The sequence below is a fragment of the Tunicatimonas sp. genome (genome assembly GCF_049647865.1).
Lineage (GTDB): Bacteria > Bacteroidota > Bacteroidia > Cytophagales > Cyclobacteriaceae > Tunicatimonas.
The window spans coordinates 1-1,969 of sequence record NZ_JBARYM010000886.1; the positions used below are offsets into that span (position 1 = coordinate 1).

General features: G+C 45.6%; 2 protein-coding genes. Both read right to left on the bottom strand.

The features are described 5' to 3' along the window. Positions 1-119: 119 nt before the first annotated feature. A complete protein-coding gene (gene galK, locus WBA23_RS25380; RefSeq protein ID WP_424585079.1) occupies positions 120-1,280 on the bottom strand; it encodes a galactokinase in 1,161 nt (386 codons plus the stop codon). Positions 1,281-1,352: 72 nt separating this feature from the next. After that, positions 1,353-1,969 (bottom strand): sodium:solute symporter family transporter (locus tag WBA23_RS25385; protein WP_424585080.1); only part of this gene is annotated, 617 nt, incomplete at its 5' end.

The following is a 1,969-nucleotide window of genomic DNA, read 5'->3' on the forward strand; positions in this document are numbered from 1 at the left end:
CAGTTAAGCTGATGCAAGCATTGGTCATTCATCACTGATCAATTTCCGGTCTCTGGACTCCGGTCTTCGGGTTTTTCACACTTCACATCTCATATTTCATATTTTTCATTGCTAACTGTTCACTGCACATTGTTCATGGTCTCGGTTCCATTCACAATATCGGCAATGTAGACTTCTAAATCTAGATCAAATTTTTCTTTGTAGGCTTGGGCAAGTTGATCAGAGAAACGGTTAATCTCAGCTTCTTTAATTAAGTTAATGATGCAGCCCCCGAAGCCACCGCCCATCTGCCGTCCGCCCAGCACGGCTGGTTCGCTGCGGGTCTGATCTACCAGAAATTCCGTTTCGGGTACCGTAATTTCGTACTCGTGCTGCATACCCTGTTGCGACTCGTACAACTTCTGCCCAAAGGTGGCTAAATCCTGGCGAGCAAGTGCCTCGCAGGCATCCGTAACTCGCTGATTCTCGTTGACAATGTAGGCACAGCGACGATAGACTACTTCATCAAAATGCTCCTGATTTTTCTCCAACATGGGTAGCGTAGCATCGCGCAGGCTTTCTACTTCTTTGCCCAGTTTCTGTAATAACGCTACGCCTTCTTCGCACTGACTACGGCGCACGTTGTATTCTGAATCTACCAAGGAATGCTTCACTCCGCTATTAAATAGCACGATTTTATAACCAGCGATATCAGCCGGATAATACTGATACTCCAATGAGCGGCAATCCAGCTTCAGGGCCTGACGAGCTTTACCAAACACGCTGGCAAACTGATCCATGATGCCGCAGTTCATTCCTACAAACTCATTCTCCGCTCGCTGGGATAGCTTAACCAACTCAATTTTATCAATTCCTAAACCAAACAGTTCGTTAAGCCCTATTGCCAGTCCACATTCCAACGCAGCAGAGGACGACATGCCCGCCCCCTGCGGAATATTCCCACCAAACGTACAATTAAAGGCTGGAATAGAGTATCCGCGCTGCCGACGCTGATCAACTACACCTAGTCCGTAGTTTCCCCAATCTTTGTTCGATTTTCGAAAATCTTGCGGATTGAAGGCGATGGATTCGTCCAAATTTACTGCGTGTAAGTGGGCCTGATCATCGGAACTGGGAGCTAAGGCAAAAATTATTTCCTTATCCACCGCCGCCGGAAGCACAAAGCCTAAATGATAATCGGTATGCTCGCCAATCAGGTTTACTCGGCCGGGCGATCGTACCAGCAAAGTGGGCTTCCCGTAGCGGGCTTCAAATTCAGACTGTATAGTTTCTTGGTTCATTTTAGTATTCATACACTGAGCAGCGAAACCTGCGATGTGGAAATTTTGCAATTTGTAATCTGAAAATTTCTTCTACCAGTAAATAGTATACAGTGCCGCTAAAATTCCGATAATCATGAGTGCCCCAATGTTGAACTTCGCGCTCGTCTTAAATAATCCGGAATCAATTTCTACCGAGTTAGGCTGATCCTTGCCTTTCCCGCCTACCAAGCTCATTACGATAATAATTACCGCTAAGATTAGAAATACAATTCCCATTCGATTGATGAACGGAATATCAGGAGTGAAAAATTTAAACAGCGTAGAAAGCGGTATGGTAAGAATGGCTGCGGTGAGCGCCGCATTGGGCGTAGTTTTCTTCCAAAATACTCCGAATACGAAGATGGCAAACACCCCCGGTGAAACAAACCCGGTGTATTCCTGAATAAACTGAAACGCTTGATCCAGTACACCCAAAGCCGGAGCTACTAAGCAAGCAATCACAAATGAGACCAATACTACAATTCGTCCGGTGCGTACCAAGTTAGCTTCCGAAGCATTTTTATTAAAATAATGACGATAAATATCCATCGTAAAGATAGTAGAAGTACTATTAGCCATTGAGGCGAGCGATGATACAATCGCTGCGGTCAGTGCTGCAAAGGCTACTCCTTGTAATCCGTTAGGAAGCAACCCTAGCAAGGTAGGGT

Excerpts from the sequence above, each read along its gene's own strand:
- galK (WP_424585079.1), bottom strand. The coding sequence starts at position 1,280 with ATGAACCAAGAAACTATACAGTCTGAATTTGAAGCCCGCTACGGGAAG.